Origin of the sequence: Demequina phytophila, from assembly GCF_000971135.1 — a bacterium.
In the GTDB taxonomy this organism is placed as follows: domain Bacteria; phylum Actinomycetota; class Actinomycetes; order Actinomycetales; family Demequinaceae; genus Demequina; species Demequina phytophila.
The window spans coordinates 125,252-139,953 of sequence record NZ_BBLW01000008.1 but is presented as its reverse complement, the minus strand read 5'-3'; the positions used below and the strand labels follow the sequence as shown (position 1 = coordinate 139,953).

Genomic DNA, 14,702 nt, shown 5'->3' with positions numbered 1-14,702 from the left:
CAGCGCACGGGAGGGTGGGAGGGCGGATCGGCGTCATCGACGATGGCGCACCCGAGGTGGGGCGCCCTGCGGGGATGCTCCGCGCGTGCGAAGCACGCTCACTTTAGGCATAAAAGGGACGAAACGGTCAAGGTTCTGCGCACGAACCGTGCGCAGAACCTTGAGCGACCGCGAGGCTACGCGACGTGGATGCCGCACTCCGTCTTGTCCTGGCCCGCCCAGCGGCCCGCGCGGCGGTCCTCGCCGGGCGCGACCTTGCGGGTGCAGGGGAAGCAGCCGATGCTCGGGTAGCCCTGCGCGACCAGCGGATTGCGGGGCAGGCCGTTGCGGTCCTCGTAGGACTCCACCGAGGCGTCGTCCCACAGCGCAAGAGGGTTGATCTTGACCAGGCCGTGCTTCGCGTCCCACGACACCACGGGCAGCTCGGACCGGGTCACGGCGTCGACGCGCCGCGCACCGGTCACCCATGCGGAGTAGCCCTCGAGAGCGCGGCGGAGCGGATCCACCTTGCGCATCTGGCAGCACAGGCCGGGGTCGCGCGCGAACAGATCCTTGCCGTAGGTGGCGTCCTGCTCCGCCACGGTCTGCTCGGGCATGACGTTCACCACGGTGATGGGGAACGCGGCCGCGGCCGCGTCGCGCGTCTCCAGGGTCTCCTGGAAGTGGTAGCCGGTCTCGAGGAACAGGACGTCGACGCCCTCGCGCCGCGTGCCGAACATGTGGGGGAGGATGGTGTCCTGCATCGAGGCGGCGATCGCGATCGAGTCGCCGAAGGTGGCCACGGCCCAGTCCGCGATGTGCTCGGCGGACGCCGTGATCAGGCGCGCATTGACCTCGGCGCAGGTCTCGGCGTTCCATTCTGTGGGGTTGAGCAGCGTCAACGACGCGGCTCCCAGCACGTTCATCGGATCAGCTCCTCATCCACCCGGAACGCCCAGTCGGCGAACTGCTCGCCGGCCTCGCGCGTGTCGAGGTAGTTCTGTGTAACGCGCTCGACGTACTCGGGCATTCCGTGCTGGGTGACCTTGTGGGCGCGGATCTTGCGGCCGAAGTCGTTGTCCTCCCCGCGGCCCAGGCGTCCGCCCAGGTGGACCTGGAAGCCCGGGACCTGCTCGCCCGTCTCCTCGTCGAGCACCAGCTGGCCCTTGAAGCCGATGTCCGCGATCTGCACGCGGGCGCAGGAGTTGGGGCAGCCGTTGACGTGCACCGTGATGGGGTTGTCGAGCGTGGGGAACTTGTCGTCGAGGATCTTCACCACCTCGCGCGCGGTCGCCTTGGTCTCGACGATCGCGAGCTTGCAGTACTCGATGCCGGTGCACGCGATGACGTTGCGGTGGAACTCGCCCGGGTCGGACTCGAGCTCGAGGGCGCGCAGGCCGTTGACCACGTCGCTGACCTTGTCCTCGGGGATGTCGAGGATGAGGATCTTCTGCAGGGGGGTGAGGCGGATGCGGTCCGAGCCGGCGGCCTCCGCGATCGCGGCGATGGTCTGGAGCTTCTCGCCCGAGATGCGGCCCGCGACGGGGGCGACGCCCACGTACCAGTTGCCGTCCTTCTGCTCGTGGATGCCCACGTGGTCGCCGCGGTCGCCCGGCGTCGCGGTGCGCGGCGCGGGTCCCTTGGGGAGCTCGTAGCCCAGGTAGTCGTCCTGCAGGACCTGGAGGAACTTCTCCGCGCCCCAGGCCTTGACCACGAACTTGAGGCGGGCGCGGGTGCGCAGGCGGCGGTAGCCGTGGTCGCGGAAGATGCTGATGACGCCCTTCCACACCTCGTGCGCGATCTCCGGCTTCACGAAGACGCCCAGCCGCATGCCGAGCATCGGGTTGACGGACAGGCCGCCGCCCACCCAGAGGTCGTAGCCGATGCCCAGCTCGGGGTGCTCGACCGCGCAGAACGCGATGTCCTGCACCTCGTGGAGGATGTCGGGCACCGGCTGGCCGGTGAAGGCGGTCTTGAACTTGCGCGGCAGGTTCGAGAACTCGGGGGAGCCGATGTACAGCTCCTTGATCTGCTCGATCTGCGGCGTGGGGTCGATCAGCTCCTCCTTCGAGACGCCCGCGACGGGCGAGGCGAGGATGACGCGCGGCACGTCGCCGCAGGCCTCCTCGGAGCCGAGGCCCACCGCCTCGGTGCGGCGGAAGATCTCGGGCACGTCCTCGATGCGGATCCAGTGGAGCTGGACGTTCTGACGGTCGGACACGTCCGCGGTCTCGCGGCCGAACTCGCTCGAGATCTTTCCGATCTCGCGGGCCTGGGCCACGGACAGCTGCCCGCCGTCGGAGCGGACGCGGAGCATGAAGTACTCGTCGTCGAGCTGGTGCGGCTCGAGGATCGCGGTCTTGCCGCCGTCGATCCCCGGCCGGCGCTGCGTGTACAGGCCCCACCAGCGGAAGCGTCCCCGCAGGTCGGTGGGCGGGATCGACCAGAAGCCCCACTTGGAGTACATGCTCTCGATGCGCTGGCGCACCTCGAGCGGGTCGCCGGTCGACTTGAACTCCTCGTTGGGGTTCAGCGGAGTGCGGTCTCCAGACGCCCACTGGCCGTCCTTCGCCGCGGTGTCCTTGCGCGCCGCCGCCTCACGGGTGCGGATGAGGCGCGCCTCCTCGCGGTGGCGGCGACGCTCGTCGGCATCGGTCAGCGCCTGCGGGTTGGGGGTGGCCGAGCCGGAACTGTCGGTGGTGGTGCTCACCGCTCCTCCAGTGGTCTTGCGGGGAGCTGCGGCGTGGCGAGATCGCGCTCGTCAGGCCGAGCGCCCTGGATGGTTTGGGGACGATCCGTGGGCGACTAGGCCGACAGACACATGGCACAGCAGACGCAGCACACGAGGGTGCCGGTGGTCGCCGAGGTTGCCATGGGCGAGATGATGACACATCACCAGGGACCTTGGGAACCCCTCCGCGCCCGATTTGCCCGTATACCCGGGAGGGCATCTACCAGCGCACATGCCCCCAGGGGTGTGCGGTCGGAGGCTTGACGGGAGCCGGTAACGCCGTGTCTATACTCTGGAACCGTTCGCCCGGAGCGGGCGTGGCGAGCGCGCACCCCTCTTCGGATTCCCCGCCCAGAAACGCTGAGGAGACCGCCGTGACCACCGAGCGTCCGCTCCGTGTCGCCATCATCGGAGCCGGCCCCGCCGGCACGTACGCCGCCGACATCCTGACCAAGACCGACCTCAACGTGTCGATCGACATCATCGAGCGCCTCCCGGCGCCGTTCGGACTCGTCCGCTACGGCGTCGCGCCCGACCACCCGCGCATCAAGCAGATCATCGTCGCCCTCGCGAACGTGATCGGGAGGGGCGACATCCGCCTCCTCGCCAACGTCGACGTGGGCACCGACATCACCCTCGACGAGCTCCGTGAGCACTACGACGCGGTGATCTTCGCGACCGGCTCCTTCAAGGACGCCTCGCTTGACATCCCTGGTATCGACCTGGATGGATCGTACGGTGCCGCCGACTTCGTGTCGTGGTACGACGGCCACCCGGACGTGCCGCGGACGTGGCCGCTCGAGGCCAAGGAGGTTGCCGTCCTGGGCGTCGGAAACGTCGCCCTCGACGTCGCGCGCATCCTCGCGAAGCACGTCAAGGACCTCATGCCCACGGAGATCCCGTCGAACGTGGTCGAGTGCCTTGCGCAGTCGCCCGTGACCGACGTCCACGTGTTCGGCCGCCGCGGCCCGGCGCAGGTGAAGTTCTCGCCCCTGGAGCTCCGCGAGCTCGGTCACGTGCCGGACGTCGACATCGTCGTGTACCCGGAGACGGACTACGAGTTCGACGAGGCCTCGATGGAGATCGCGGAGAACAACAAGCAGCAGAAGCAGGTCGTCAAGACCCTCACCGAGTACGCGATGAAGGAGCCGGGCGACGCCTCGCGCCGCATCCACCTCCACTTCCTGCAAAGCCCCCACGAGGTCCTCGGCGAGGACGGCAAGGTCGTGGGCCTGCGCGTCGAGCGCACCGAGCTCCAGGGTGACGGCAACGTCAAGGGCACCGGCGAGTTCATCGACTACCCGGTCCAGGCGGTGTACCGCGCGGTGGGCTACTGGGGTACCGAGATCGACGGCATCCCGTTCAACGCGGAGAGGGGCACCATCCGCAACGAGGGCGGCCGCGTGGTCGACTCCTCGGGCGAGCACCTCCAGGGCTACTACGCCACCGGGTGGATCAAGCGCGGTCCGGTGGGCCTCATCGGCCACACCAAGTCCGACGCCTCCGAGACCATCGCCAACCTCGTCGAGGATGCCCCGACGCTGTACGCGGAGTCCAAGGCGACGCCGGCCGGGCTGAGCCCCGACAACATCCTTCGGCTGCTGAAGTCCCGCGGCGTCCCCGTGGTGCAGTGGGAGGACTGGGAGATCCTCGACTCGCACGAGCGTGCGATCGGCGAGCCCCACGGCCGCGAGCGCATCAAGGTGGTGCCGCGCGAGGACATGACGGAGATCGCGCTCAGCCGCATCACCGACAACGTCTCGCCGTGACGCGAGTCGGGGTATCCCGCTGACGCATACGCGTCGTGAGGCCGGGGAGACGGGTGCGCCCGTCTCCCCGGCCTCACGCGTCTCCCCTGGCAGAGGCCGCGACGGCAGCCTTCCGCGTGTCCGCGCATGGCGGCGGGACGATGCGCGGGAGACGGCCGCGGTCGGGCGCCTGGTGGGCGACGGCCTGGTTGCGACGGAGGGCGGGAGGGGCGCTCCGGTGGCCGGCGCATCGTCCCCGCTCGAGCGTCGCCCGAGGCCGTCGCGCCGGCTCGGCTGACACGGCGTGCCGGATCGGCATGGCACGATTCACCCTCGGGGGAACCGCGGCGCGCCTGCGCGCGTTCTCCGACCGGGACGATTCGGAGGACACGTGGGCAGGAAGTACTTCAACGGGCTGAAGACGACTGGTCTGTTCGTGCTGCTGTGGGCGGTGATGCTCACGTTGGGCGTCTTCATCGGCGGCGGCCAGTACCTGTGGCTGTTCGCGCTCCTGTCGGTGGCCGGCACCGCGTTCGGCTACTGGAACTCCGCGTCGCTCGCGATCCGCGCGATGCACGCGCGCCCGGTCACCGAGGTCGAGCAGCCGGCGATGTACCGGATCGTGCGCGACCTCAGCCGCGAGGCCAACCAGCCGATGCCGCGGCTGTACGTGTCGCCCACCGCGGCGCCGAACGCGTTCGCGACGGGTCGCAACCCGCAGAACGCCGCCGTGTGCTGCACCGAGGGCATCCTCGGGCTGCTGGACGAGCGCGAGCTGCGCGGCGTGCTCGGCCACGAGCTCATGCACGTCTACAACCGCGACATCCTCATCGGCTCGGTGGCGGCGGCCTTCGCGGGCATGATCACCGCGGTCGCGCAGATGCTGTTCTTCTTCGGCGGCGGCAACAGCAACCGCGAGAACCCGCTCGGCGCGATCGGCCTGCTCGCGATGCTGATCCTCGCGCCGCTGGCCGCGTCGCTCATCCGGATGGCGATCTCCCGCACCCGCGAGTACGACGCGGACGAGGACGGCGCGACCCTCACCGGCGACCCGCTCGCGCTCGCGTCCGCGCTGCGCAAGCTCGAGCAGGGCGTCAAGGCGCGCCCGCTCAAGGACTCCCCGCAGCTGGAGAACGTCTCGCACATGATGATCGCGAACCCGTTCCGCGGCGAGGGCCTCGCGAACCTGTTCGCCACCCACCCGCCGATGGACCAGCGCATCGCGCGTCTCGAGGACATGGCGCGATCGCGCGGTTACCTGCGCTGACGCGGGGGGTTTCGTTCAGCGCGGCAGCCGCGTGAACGTCAGGTGTGCGACGCCGCTGGGCGTGCTCGCCGTCTCGACGTCGAAGCGCTCCTCGAGGCCGTCGAGCCCCTCCCACGGGCTCGCCCCGCGACCGAGGACCACCGGCACCACCACGACGTGGAGCAGGTCCACCAGGTCCGCGGCGAGGAACTGGCGCACCGTGGTGGGTCCTCCGCCCAGGCGCACGTCGAGGCCCGGTGCGAGGGCGCGTGCTGCGACCAGCGCATCGTCCGGCGACGCGTCGAGGAAGTGGAACGTGGTCCCGCCCACCGCGAGCGGCTCCCGCGGGTGGTGCGTGAGCACCACCACCGGGGTGTGGAACGGAGGCTCCTCGCCCCACCAGCCCCGCCAGCCCGGGTCATCCTGCCAGCCCGGAGGTCCGAACTTGCCGGCCCCCATGATCTCGACGCCGATCCCGTCCCGCCAGCGCGCGGCGAACGCGTCGTCCGGGGTGGACGGCGCATCGTCCACCCCCATGTTCGCGGCGAACGTCGCGGTCGCCTTGAACCACTCCATCAGCCTCATGCCGGCGTGCCCGAAGGGCGCGGCGAGGCTCTGACCGGCACCGGTGGCGAAGCCGTCGAGCGAGACCGCGAGGTTGTGCACCCGGACCAGGGACATGCCTGAAGTGTGCCACCGGGCGCGCACCCGCGCGCGGGGGGATGATGGCGAGGAGGGGGCGCTCGTGCGGTCCGCCGGGGCTCCCGCCACGAGGAGGTGGTCGCGGTGCACGACGTCGAGAGGCTGGAGCGCGAGGCGTGGGAGGCCGCGTCGGGCGGCGATCCGCGGGAGTTCTACGGTCGGGTGCTCGCGCCAGGCGCCGTGATGGTGCTGCCCGAGGTGGGCGTGCTGGACCGCGAGGAGGCCGTCGAGTCGATGGCGACCACGCAGCCGTGGGACGTCCACTCGCTCGAGGACGTCCAGGTGATCGAGCCGTCCGGCGTGATGGCGGTGGTGGTCTACCGCGCCCGCGCGATCGTGTGGGACACCGAGCGAGTCTCCTACATCACGAGCGCGTACACGCGCATCGACGGGGACTGGCGGCTGCTGGTGCACCAACGCACGCCCGCCGCGCACCCGTCCTGAGACGGGGCGCGGCGGGCGGTGCGCTAGCGGAAGTTGACGAACTGCAGCGCGGCGTCCACGTCCGCGCCCTTGAGCAGCGCGATGGTCGCCTGGAGGTCGTCGCGGGACTTCGAGGTCACGCGGAGCTCGTCGCCCTGGATGAGCGCGCGCACCGACTTGGGGCCCTCGTCGCGGACCAGCTTGGTGAGCTTCTTCGCGACGTCCTGCGCGATCCCCTCCTTGACCTTCGCGACCAGGCGGTACTCCTTGCCCGACTGCACCGGCTCACCCCACTCGAGGGCCTTCATCTCGATCTGGCGCTTGGCGAGCTTCGAGATGAACACGTCGAGCACCGCCTTGACGCGCTCGGGGCTGTTCGCCTTCATGAGGATGTCCTCGCCCGAGAACTCGATCGACGCGTCGACGCCCTTGAAGTCGTAGCGCTGCGCGATCTCCTTGTGGGCCTGGTTGAGGGCGTTGTCGACCTCCTGGCGGTCCACCTTGGACACCACGTCGAAGCTGCTGTCGCCTGCCATTACTCCTCCTTCGGGGCGCCGCGCGGGCGGCGCTGTCGGGTCGCGTTGCGAGGCCCGGGACGCGATTCGCGTTCGGCCTTCAATCCTTGCTATCCTTCCATGCGCGCCGCAGTGCGGCGCACTGGCGGGTTGCCCGAGCGGCCAAAGGGAGCTGACTGTAAATCAGCCGTCAACGACTTCGGGGGTTCGAATCCCTCACCCGCCACGTCAGGCGAAGCGCCCCTCCTTCGGGAGGGGCGCTTCCGCGTTTCCGGGGGCGCGTCGCGACCGCTCCCGGCCGCGGTCTCAGACCGCGAGCTCGCGCTGGATGAGCGAGGACATGAACGCGTAGCCCGCGGCCGTCTGGTGGACGTTGTCGGTCGACAGCAGGTCGAGCGGGTCGCTCCCGGGGATCCCGGACGCCTCGTAGGCGCCCGAGAGGTCCAGGCACAGCCGCGATGCGGGCGCCCGTCCCGCGACCCGGCGCAATGCGTTGCCGTATGCGGACCATGCGTAGGTCGTCGAGGAGACGTCGAGGCGCTGGTACGCGTGCACCAGGATGTGCACCACGGGGGAGGGGAGCACCCCATCGAGGTAGTTCAGGCGGGATACCAGGTCGTTCTCGTACGTCGTGGGGTTGCGCTGCGCGCTGAAGTCGTTCGAACCCACCATGTGGAACATCACGGCCGGCCGGACGGCGGCGATGGTGTCGCACATCCCGTCCGTGAGGTAGTCGTTGGCGCGCGTGTTCACGATCCCGCAGTTGTAGGCGTGGACGCCCGCGGCCGTGCGCCGCGTGAAGTCCGCGGTCGTGGACACCTGGATCGCGGTCTCGCCGCCGGCGGTCGAGTACTGGGACCGGACCCGGGTCACGAAGCGGGCGACCCAGCCCGTGGCGGCAGAGTTGGCGGTGGTCGAGGACCCGGCGAACACCATCGCCACCGGCGCCGACTCCCACGTGGCCAGGCCTGCCCTCATGATGTCCGCCGCGCTGCGCTTCGCGACGTACGACGCGGTCATCGAGTCGTCGTTGATGAACGCGGGCAGCAGCACGAACCTGGTGCCGCCGTCCCCGATCCGGTACTTGCCGGTGTCCGTCTCGTAGCCCGGCTCGCCCGCCGCGAGCACAGGGTTCGCCGCCTGCCATTGCGCCCAGGTGCCGCGCCTCAGCTTGATCGTGGTCATGCGTGGGTCCCCCGTGCCCGCTCCGCCCCGCTAGGGGCAACCGCCGTCGATCTCGTCGCCCGACGCATCGTCCACCACCGCATCGGCGGGCGCGGGCACTCCCGCGACCGCGACGCCGCCGCCCACCACGAGCGCCGCGAGCACCAGCCGGCGCGCGATCACGGCGCGCCGCCGTCGATCACGGTCGGCGTGCCGCCGCTGGTGCCTCCGCCCTGGAGGCTGTCGAGCCATTCGTCGACGGTGCCGACGAAGCCGGCCTCGACGGCGACCTCGTACGCGGACTGGCCGGCGGCGCCGGTGGAGCCGCGCGGGCCGCGCTGATTGATGGTCTTCCGGCTGGTCCCGCTGGGGCACCTGCCCCGCGCGGTCGGCGTGACGATCTTGTTGTTCACGGCGTCGACGCAGGCGTAGACCGTCGTGGTCGTGGTGCCGGCGCTCGCGGCCAGCGCGCCACCGCCCACCAGGCCCACGGCCATCGCCGCCCCCAGTGCGACAACCCCCCAGGTTCTCCGCATGAGCGGAACATACCGCGCGAATTGCCTACCCCGCTAGAGGCCTTTTTCCCGGGGGACGATGCGCGAGCGGCCCGTGCGGTCGGGTGGCGGTCCGCGCGGGGGTCACACGGAGGAGGTGGCGTTCTCCACCGTGTGGGCGTTCGCGTCGTCCCGCATGTCCTCGAGCTCGACGCCGCGGGTCTCCGGAACCCGGGCGATCACGAAGAAGAACGACAGCAGCGCCATGGCCGCGTAGAACCCGTACGCCACCACCAGCGAGAGCTCCGCGAGGCCGGGGAACGTCACGGTGATGAGGAAGTTCGCGCCCCACTGCGCGGCCGCCGCGACCGCGAGCGCGGTGGCGCGCATGTGGTTGGGGAACATCTCGCCGAGCAGCACCCACACCACGGGTCCCCACGATGCCGCGAAGAACACCACGAACGCGTTGGCCGCGATCAGCGCGGCGGTGGCCCACCCGCCGTCGAGCGCGGTCTCGCCTGCGGCGTCGGTGGTCGCGTTCGCGAACGCGATCGCCATGGTGGCGAGCGACACGAACATGCCGGCGGAGCCGATCAGCAGCAGCAGGCGCCGCCCGATCCTGTCGACCAGCGAGATCGCGATGATGGTCGCGACGATGTTGGTGAGCGAGGTGATGGTGGACGTGGTGAACGCGTCCGACTCGTCGAATCCCACCGACTGCCACAGCGTGGTCGAGTAGTAGAAGATCACGTTGATGCCCACGAACTGCTGGAACATCGACAGCAGGATGCCGGTCCACACGATGGGGTGGAGCCCGCCCTTGGGGCCGCGCAGGTCGCGCATCGACCGGCGCTCGTCGGTGCCGAGCGAGGCGCGGATCTGGGTGATCTTGCGTGCGGGTTCCGTCTCGCCCGTGTACTCGGCGAGAATGTGCGAGGCCTCGTCGTCGCGGTGCTTGGAGACCAGGTAGCGAGGCGATTCGGGCAGCCTCATCGCGGCGACGCCATAGATGATCGCGGGGATCGCGGCCGCGAGGAACATCCACCGCCATGCCTCGAGCCCCGCCCAGAGCTCCTGGTCGGCCCCGCCGGCGGACGAGGCGAGCACCTCGTCGCTCAGCAGCGCGGCGAAGATGCCCAGGACGATCGCCATCTGCTGGAGCGAGCCCAGCCGACCGCGGAAGGCTGCGGGTGCGACCTCTGCGATGTACGCCGGGGCGATCACGGACGCCGCGCCGATCGCGAGTCCGCCGAGGATGCGCCATGCGATGAGGTCCCACACCCCGAACGCGAAGCCCGAGCCGAGCGCGGAGAGGAAGAACAGGATCGCGGAGATCACCATGACGCGGATGCGGCCGTAGCGGTTCGCGAGCCCGCCGGCGAACCACGCTCCCACCGCGCATCCGAGCAGCGCGGAGGCGACCGCGAAGCCGGTGAACGTGTCGCCGAGGTCGAACGCGCCCTGGATCGAGTCGACCGCGCCGTTGATGACGGACGAGTCGAACCCGAAGAGGAAGCCGCCCAGCGCGGCGCCGATGCTGATCGCGACGACGCGCCCGGTGAGGCGCGGCGTCGCGGGGGTGGTCTGCGAGGTCACGATGTGCTCCATTCGTGGGACGCGTACGTGCGCCCCTCCCAATCGGGTGCCGCGCCACGGCGCTGTGACGTCATACAGGTGAAACTATCCCGAACCGGGCGCGAGCGCGCCGGGAACCGGTCGAGCCGCGCGGCGTGTCGCGAGATGGGACGATGCGCGGGCCGGGCGACCGCTCAATGGCCGCCCGTGAGCGGCGCCATGAGGCGTCCCGTGAGGCTCTCGCGCCGGGTGAGGCGCTCCTCGCCGTCGGCGACGGACATCGCGCGCAGGCCTGCGTTCACTCCGAGCCAGCGCGCGGGCTCCGGCTCCCAGCGGGGAGAGCGGTGGCCCACCCACGGCAGCGTGGTCAGCTCGGTGGACTCCCCGAGGATGAGGTCTCTCAGGGTGCGTCCCGCGAGGTTCGTCGTCGTGACACCATCGCCCACGTAGCCGCCGGCCCAGCCGAGGCCGGTCTCCGGGTCGAGGCCGACGGAGGCGTGCCAGTCCCGCGCGATCCCGAGCGCGCCGCCCCATGCGTGGGTGATCGGGACGTCGCGCAACACGGGCAGGAGGTCGACCAGCGTGCGGTGCAGCTGGCGGTGGACGCGGTCCGCCGCACGCCGGTCGAGCCGCACGCCCGAGCCCAGCCGGTACGGGGCACCGCGTCCGCCGAACACGATGCGGTCGTCGGCGGTGCGCTGCCCGTAGATGATGAGGTGCCGGCCGTCCGTGAAGGTCTCGCGACGCGACAGCCCGATGCGGTCCCACAGCGCCGCGGGCAGCGGGGCGGTGGCGATGATCAGCGAGTGCACGGGCACCACGTCGCGCTCGTGCCCCGGCAGGCCGGCCGTGTACCCCTCCGTCGCGCGGACCACGTGCTGCGCGGTCAGCGTGCCCCGGTCCGTCTCGACCACGTGCGGGGCGATCCGGGTGGCGGGCGTGAGCTCGTGGACGCGGACCCCGCGCTCGCGGACCGCACGCACCAGCCCGCGCACCAGGCGACCCGGGTGCACCGCGGCGCAGTCGGGAGTGTAGGTCCCGCCCAGCACGCCCGCGGCGTTGATCCGCGCGCGCGCCTGCTCGGCATCGAGCAGGCGGAGGTCGTCCTCTCCGCGCCCCCACGAGCGCGCGTCCTCCACCTCGGCCCGCGCGCGGGACAGCTGCGTCGCCGTGCGCGCGAGCGTCACCGTGCCGCCCTTCGCCAGGCGGGCGTCGATGCCCGCGGCCGCCGCGGCGCGCACCACCTCGTCGACCGAGGCGCGCATCGCCGCGTGCTGGCGCAGCGCATCGGCCCTGCTGCTGTCCTCCGCGAGGGTGCCGAGCGAGCTGGGGAACAGCGCCGAGGCCCACCCGCCGTTGCGGCCCGACGCGCCGAAGCCGGCGATCTCGCTCTCGACGATCGCGATCCGCAGGTCGGGGCGCGCCTCGGCAAGGTAGTACGCGGTCCACAGCCCCGTGAAGCCGGCGCCGACGATCGCGACGTCGACCTCGCGGTCGCCCCCGAGGGGGTCCGCGGCGACCAGATCGTCGTCCGCGGTGTCGAGCCACAGCGACACGGACCGGTAGGCGCGGGCGCGGGAGACGGGGTCGCCCGGGGCGGGGGTCATCATGGGGCAAGTGTGGTGAGGACCACGCCCGAAACATCGTCGCAACATCCATGCTCGGACAAGTCGTTTCATGCGCGTAAATTCTTCGGCCAATCCGGCCGATAACGCCCGTCCACCTGCCGTTCACCTCTTGTTGAGCCCCGGGGGGCATGCCACTATCACCGTCATCGGGGCGCCGGACGGCGACCCGGACCGAGGAGGCGAATGTGGCGGACCCGTCTGTGCCCCGCGGTGGCGTGAGCCGCCGCAACATGCTCCTGGGCGGTGCGGTGGGCGCGGCGAGCCTCGCGACGCTGCCGCTCTTCTCGACACCGAGCCGCGAGCAGGACCCCTTGTCGTGCGTCGCGGCGGACGTGTCGGACACCGACCGCAAGCTGGTCATCTCGAACTGGCCCGAGTACATCGACGAGGACGGCAAGAAGTACAAGTCCACGCTGACGCGGTTCCAGAACCGTTACGACGTCGAGGTCAACTACGTCCCCGACGTCAACGACAACATCGAGTTCTTCTCGAAGGTCGTCAACCAGCTCGGCGCGTGCGAGCCGACGGGGCGCGACATGTTCGTGCTGACCGACTGGATGGCCGCCCGCATGATCCAGATGGGCTGGATCCAGAAGTTCGACAAGGCCAACGTGCCCAACCTCGACAAGAACCTCATCTCCTCGCTCCAGGGCGTGGGTTGGGATCCCAAGCGCGAGTACTCGGCGCCGTGGCAGACCGGCTTCTCCGGCATCGCCTACAACAAGTCCCTGGTCGGCGAGGTGCGCACCATGGACGAGCTGCTCACGCGGCCCGACCTCAAGGGTCGCGTCACCATGCTGACCGAGATGCGCGACACCATGGGCCTCCTGCTCCTGAGCGAGGGCGCGGACCCGGCGAACTTCACCGACGCGCAGTGGAACGCCGCGCTCGACAAGCTGAGCAAGGCACGCGCGGACGGACAGATCCGCGCGTTCACCGGCAACGAGTACATCAACGACCTCGCCAACGGGAACATCGCGGCGTGCGTCGCCTGGTCGGGCGACGTGGCCGCGGCCGGCGACGAGAACCTCGTGTTCCTGCCGCCGGACGAGGGGATGATGGTCTGGTCGGACAACATGATCATCCCCAACCTCGCGACGCATCAGCGCAACGCGGAGCGGTGGATCGACTTCTACTACGAGCCGAAGATGGCCGCGCTGCTCGCCGCCTACGTCTGGTACGTCTGCCCCGTCGAGGGCGCGCGCGAGGAGATGGAGAAGATCGACCCGTCGCTGGTCGACAACCCGCTCATCTTCCCCACCGAGGAGTTTCTGGCGTCGACCCACGGGTTCATGGCGCTTGAGGAGTATCAGATCCGCGAATACGAAGGAGCCTTCTCTGATGTCACAGGTGTCTAGCGGGACGGGGCGCGACCTGCGCCTCACCGGGCTCCACAAGACGTACCCGAACGGCTTCACCGCGGTTCACGACCTCGACCTGGTGGTCCCGCAGGGCTCGTTCTTCGCGCTCCTCGGTCCGTCCGGCTGCGGCAAGACCACCACGCTGCGCATGGTCGCCGGCCTCGAGACGCCCACCAAGGGCACCATCTCGATCGGTGACACGGACATCACCGAGACCAAGCCGTACAACCGGCCGGTCAACACGGTGTTCCAGAACTACGCGCTGTTCCCCCACCTGTCGATCGCGGAGAACGTCGAGTTCGGCCTCAAGCGTCGCAAGGTCTACGACTCCGGCAAGCAGGTCCAGGAGATCCTCGCGCTCACCGAGCTCGTGGAGCAGGGGCCCAAGCGCCCCGGCCAGCTCTCGGGTGGTCAGCAGCAGCGCGTCGCGCTGGCCCGAGCGATCGTCAACCGCCCCGAGGTGCTGCTGCTCGACGAGCCGCTCGGCGCGCTCGACCTCAAGCTGCGCCGCGCGATGCAGGTCGAGCTCAAGCGTATCCAGGAGGAGGTGGGCATCACCTTCGTCCACGTCACGCACGACCAGGAGGAGGCCATGTCGATGGCCGACACCGTCGCCGTGATGAACCAGGGCGTCATCGAGCAGATGGGCTCGCCGTACGACCTGTACACGAACCCCCACACGACCTTCGTCGCGAACTTCCTGGGGCGCTCGAACCTCATCCGCGCCACCGTCGTGGGCCGCGAGGGCACGGGCGACGATGCGGTGGTCAAGGCCGACATGCACGGCACCGTCGCGACGGTGAAGGCGAGCAAGGTCCACACCGACGCGAAGGACGTGCTGCTCGGCATCCGTCCCGAGAAGGTGCTGATCCAGCCCGAGGGCACCGCGATCGACGCCCCCGGCAGCTCCATCTCTGGCGGCGTGGTCGTGGACGCCAGCTACCTGGGCGTCTCCACGGACTACACGGTGCGCATGCCGTGGGGCCAGGAGATCATCTGCTTCGAGCAGAACACCGGGCGTCGCGGCGGCCTCATCCCGGTCGGCACCACGGTCGACGTGTCGTGGCGTCCCGAGTTCGCGTTCCTGCTCGACGCCTCCCAGGACGTCGACGCGGGCATCGTCGAGGAGGACTAGG

14 protein-coding genes and 1 tRNA gene are annotated in these 14,702 nt (G+C 70.3%); 6 read left to right on the top strand and 9 right to left on the bottom strand.

Annotation, left to right across the window (positions count from 1 at the left end):
- Positions 1–176: 176 nt before the first annotated feature.
- Positions 177–905, bottom strand: a complete 729-nt coding sequence (locus tag AOM01_RS12530) for a phosphoadenylyl-sulfate reductase (RefSeq protein ID WP_082110238.1) — start codon at positions 903–905, stop codon at positions 177–179.
- Positions 902–2,689: a nitrite/sulfite reductase gene (locus AOM01_RS12525; RefSeq protein WP_304524053.1), complete on the bottom strand. Its 1,788-nt coding sequence runs from the start codon at positions 2,687–2,689 to the stop codon at positions 902–904. Before AOM01_RS12525 ends, AOM01_RS12530 begins: the two co-directional genes overlap by 4 nt.
- Before the next feature lie 395 nt (positions 2,690–3,084).
- On the opposite strand from AOM01_RS12525, the gene AOM01_RS12520 reads away from it, so the two are divergent.
- Positions 3,085–4,479: an FAD-dependent oxidoreductase gene (locus AOM01_RS12520; RefSeq protein ID WP_062294114.1), complete on the top strand. Its 1,395-nt coding sequence runs from the start codon at positions 3,085–3,087 to the stop codon at positions 4,477–4,479.
- Positions 4,480–4,849: 370 nt separating this feature from the next.
- Positions 4,850–5,725, top strand: a complete 876-nt coding sequence (gene htpX / locus AOM01_RS12515; RefSeq protein ID WP_062294111.1) for a zinc metalloprotease HtpX — start codon at positions 4,850–4,852, stop codon at positions 5,723–5,725.
- Positions 5,726–5,740: 15 nt separating this feature from the next.
- Here the strand turns inward: htpX and AOM01_RS12510 are convergent, their stop codons facing one another.
- Positions 5,741–6,385, bottom strand: a complete 645-nt coding sequence (locus AOM01_RS12510) for a dihydrofolate reductase family protein (protein WP_062294108.1) — start codon at positions 6,383–6,385, stop codon at positions 5,741–5,743.
- A gap of 105 nt (positions 6,386–6,490) precedes the next feature.
- Between AOM01_RS12510 and AOM01_RS12505 the strand changes: the two genes are divergently transcribed.
- Positions 6,491–6,850, top strand: a complete 360-nt coding sequence (locus AOM01_RS12505; RefSeq protein WP_169746563.1) for a nuclear transport factor 2 family protein — start codon at positions 6,491–6,493, stop codon at positions 6,848–6,850.
- Positions 6,851–6,873: 23 nt separating this feature from the next.
- On the opposite strand, the gene AOM01_RS12500 is transcribed toward AOM01_RS12505, so the two are convergent.
- Positions 6,874–7,365, bottom strand: coding sequence for a YajQ family cyclic di-GMP-binding protein (locus tag AOM01_RS12500; RefSeq protein ID WP_062294102.1), 492 nt, complete (start codon positions 7,363–7,365; stop codon positions 6,874–6,876).
- Between the two features lie 123 nt (positions 7,366–7,488).
- Here AOM01_RS12500 and AOM01_RS12495 point away from each other — a divergent pair.
- Positions 7,489–7,570, top strand: a tRNA-Tyr gene (locus AOM01_RS12495).
- An 80-nt stretch (positions 7,571–7,650) separates the two neighbouring features.
- Here AOM01_RS12495 and AOM01_RS12490 read toward each other — a convergent pair.
- From AOM01_RS12490 to AOM01_RS12475, 5 genes are all read right to left on the bottom strand, one after another.
- Entirely contained in the window at positions 7,651–8,529 is an 879-nt protein-coding gene (locus AOM01_RS12490; protein WP_062294100.1) for a hyaluronate lyase N-terminal domain-containing protein, read from the bottom strand.
- A 30-nt stretch (positions 8,530–8,559) separates the two neighbouring features.
- Positions 8,560–8,691: a hypothetical protein gene (locus AOM01_RS14790; protein WP_267127729.1), complete on the bottom strand. Its 132-nt coding sequence runs from the start codon at positions 8,689–8,691 to the stop codon at positions 8,560–8,562.
- Positions 8,688–9,044, bottom strand: a complete 357-nt coding sequence (locus AOM01_RS12485; protein ID WP_156155970.1) for a hypothetical protein — start codon at positions 9,042–9,044, stop codon at positions 8,688–8,690. Before AOM01_RS12485 ends, AOM01_RS14790 begins: the two co-directional genes overlap by 4 nt.
- 102 nt (positions 9,045–9,146) lie before the next feature.
- Positions 9,147–10,610 carry a sugar porter family MFS transporter gene (locus tag AOM01_RS12480; RefSeq protein ID WP_062294094.1) on the bottom strand — a complete coding sequence of 488 codons (1,464 nt, stop codon included), beginning with the start codon at positions 10,608–10,610 and terminating at the stop codon, positions 9,147–9,149.
- Positions 10,611–10,771: 161 nt separating this feature from the next.
- Positions 10,772–12,187, bottom strand: coding sequence for an NAD(P)/FAD-dependent oxidoreductase (locus tag AOM01_RS12475; protein WP_228374302.1), 1,416 nt, complete (start codon positions 12,185–12,187; stop codon positions 10,772–10,774).
- A gap of 203 nt (positions 12,188–12,390) precedes the next feature.
- On the opposite strand from AOM01_RS12475, the gene AOM01_RS12470 reads away from it, so the two are divergent.
- The gene (locus AOM01_RS12470) at positions 12,391–13,563 is read left to right on the top strand and encodes a polyamine ABC transporter substrate-binding protein (protein WP_228374301.1); all 1,173 of its coding nucleotides are present in this window, start codon (positions 12,391–12,393) and stop codon (positions 13,561–13,563) included.
- Positions 13,547–14,701: an ABC transporter ATP-binding protein gene (locus AOM01_RS12465; RefSeq protein ID WP_062294091.1), complete on the top strand. Its 1,155-nt coding sequence runs from the start codon at positions 13,547–13,549 to the stop codon at positions 14,699–14,701. Before AOM01_RS12470 ends, AOM01_RS12465 begins: the two co-directional genes overlap by 17 nt.
- Position 14,702 lies beyond the last annotated feature (1 nt).

What these genes read in the sequence shown, in the direction of transcription:
- AOM01_RS12485 (WP_156155970.1), bottom strand. Translation starts at nt 9,044, where the DNA reads ATGCGGAGAACCTGGGGGGTTGTCGCACTGGGGGCGGCGATGGCCGTG.
- AOM01_RS12475 (WP_228374302.1), bottom strand. Translation starts at nt 12,187, where the DNA reads ATGATGACCCCCGCCCCGGGCGACCCCGTCTCCCGCGCCCGCGCCTAC.
- AOM01_RS12480 (WP_062294094.1), bottom strand. Translation starts at nt 10,610, where the DNA reads ATGGAGCACATCGTGACCTCGCAGACCACCCCCGCGACGCCGCGCCTC.
- AOM01_RS12465 (WP_062294091.1), top strand. Translation starts at nt 13,547, where the DNA reads ATGTCACAGGTGTCTAGCGGGACGGGGCGCGACCTGCGCCTCACCGGG.
- AOM01_RS12500 (WP_062294102.1), bottom strand. Translation starts at nt 7,365, where the DNA reads ATGGCAGGCGACAGCAGCTTCGACGTGGTGTCCAAGGTGGACCGCCAG.
- AOM01_RS12510 (WP_062294108.1), bottom strand. Translation starts at nt 6,385, where the DNA reads ATGTCCCTGGTCCGGGTGCACAACCTCGCGGTCTCGCTCGACGGCTTC.
- AOM01_RS12490 (WP_062294100.1), bottom strand. Translation starts at nt 8,529, where the DNA reads ATGACCACGATCAAGCTGAGGCGCGGCACCTGGGCGCAATGGCAGGCG.
- AOM01_RS12530 (WP_082110238.1), bottom strand. Translation starts at nt 905, where the DNA reads ATGAACGTGCTGGGAGCCGCGTCGTTGACGCTGCTCAACCCCACAGAA.